Raw genomic sequence first — 1,891 nt, 5'->3', positions numbered from 1 at the left:
CCCCGGCTCCGGCTCCGGCCCCGGCCTGGCCCGCCCCGGCCCTGACCGCCCCGACCCGGCCCGGCCCCGGCCCTGTCCCGGCCCCGGCCCGGACCTGACCCCGGCCCTGACCCCGGCCCTGACCCTCGGCCCCGGCCCCGGCCCCGGCTCCGGCCTGGCCCGACCCGGCCCTGACCCGCCCCGACCCGACCCCCGGCCCCGGCCCCCGACCCGGCCCTGACCCGGCCGGCCCCCGACCCGGCCCCCGGCCCCCGGCCGCGCTATCCGTCGGTGGCCGGTGGCCGGTGGCCGGTGGCCGGTGGCCCGTGGCTGGCGGCCGGTGGCCGGTAGGTGGTCGCGGACCGGTGCCAGGCTCTCCGAGGATTCACTCGAACGGGTGTGGCGTATGGGGATCTCCGTTCGGGATCGGCTCGTTGTACGGGTGCGAGGCCGGAACTCGGCGTCGGAACGGTCCGGTTCGCGACCGGGTTCGCGACCGGGTTCTGCGATCGCCGTCGGGTCCGCCGGGAGCGCGGGGACACCCGGTCGCGGGGCGCGGGAGCGCGGCGCGTCACGGATTCTCCTTCCTCGTCGCCCCCTTCGGCCGGAGCGTGGTGCACCTTCTGGCCGGAATACGCCCCCTTCGGGGTGCGGCCGGGAGGCGATGAGGGGCACCCTGGGCGTCGGGCACTTGTCGGGTGAGGGACAATGGAGGCTCTGTCAGGGCGGGTTGCATGAGGGGACGCATGTCGGAGGCGGAGCGGGCGGGAACACCCCGTCAGGACAAGAGCGCACGTCTCCTCGCCGGGCGGTACCGGCTGGGAGACGTACTCGGCCGCGGCGGCATGGGGACGGTGTGGCGCGCCGAGGACGAGACCCTCGGACGCACGGTCGCCGTCAAGGAGCTGCGGTTCCCGGGGAACATCGACGAGGACGAGAAGCGCCGGCTGATCACGCGGACGCTGCGCGAGGCCAAGGCCATCGCGCGGATCCGCAACAACAGCGCGGTGACGGTCTTCGACGTGGTCGAGGAGGACGACCGGCCGTGGATCGTGATGGAGCTCGTCGAGGGCAAGTCCCTCGCCGAGGCCATCCGCGAGGACGGCGTGCTGAAGCCGAAGCGGGCGGCGGAGGTGGGGCTCGCCATCCTCGACGTGCTGAGGTCGGCCCACCGTGAGGGCATCCTCCACCGCGACGTGAAGCCGTCGAACGTGCTGATCGCCGAGGACGGCCGGGTCGTGCTCACCGACTTCGGCATCGCCCAGGTCGAGGGCGACCCGTCGATCACCTCCACCGGCATGCTCGTCGGGGCGCCCTCGTACATCTCCCCGGAGCGGGCCCGCGGGCACAAGCCGGGCCCCGCGGCCGACCTGTGGTCGCTCGGCGGTCTGCTGTACGCGGCGGTCGAGGGCTCGCCGCCGTACGACAAGGGCTCCGCGATCGCCACGCTCACCGCGGTGATGACCGAGCAGTTGGAGGAGCCGAAGAACGCGGGTCCGCTGAAGGACGTCATCTACGGCCTGCTCACCAAGGATCCCGCACGGCGGCTCGACGACGCGGGTGCGCGGGCGATGCTCAACGCCGTGCTCCACGCGCCCGAGCCCGGCCATGCCGAGCCGGCGGACGCGACGAAGGTGGTCCCGCTGCCCGCGCAGCCCGAGGGGCCCGCGGGCAAGGGGAGCTCGGCGGGAGCCGAGGCGGGCGAGAAACTGCGCGGGGCGTTCCGGTCCGTGCGCAAGGCCGCGGGGGCGGCGACCTCGGCGGCCGCGTCCCGCGCCAAGTCGGCGGGCGCGGCGAGTGCTTCCGGTTCGGTGGGCGCGGGCGAGGCGCAGCAGGGCGGTGCGGCCCGGGGCGCCGGGGGCACCGCGTCCGCCGCCGCCCCGCCCGCCGTGCCGGCTGCCCCGCCCAGGTC

Annotated in this window: 1 protein-coding gene; it reads left to right on the top strand. The window is 76.2% G+C overall.

From position 1 onward, the window contains the following. Window positions 1-725: 725 nt before the first annotated feature. Window positions 726-1,891 (top strand): serine/threonine-protein kinase (locus ACFVYK_RS37935; protein ID WP_389781291.1); only part of this gene is annotated, 1,166 nt, incomplete at its 3' end.

It is taken from the genome of Streptomyces sp. NPDC058291 (genome assembly GCF_042880855.1).
Taxonomy (GTDB): Bacteria; Actinomycetota; Actinomycetes; order Streptomycetales; family Streptomycetaceae; genus Streptomyces.
The sequence above is the reverse complement of the archived record's forward strand: the minus strand, read 5'-3'. Positions and strand labels throughout refer to the sequence as shown.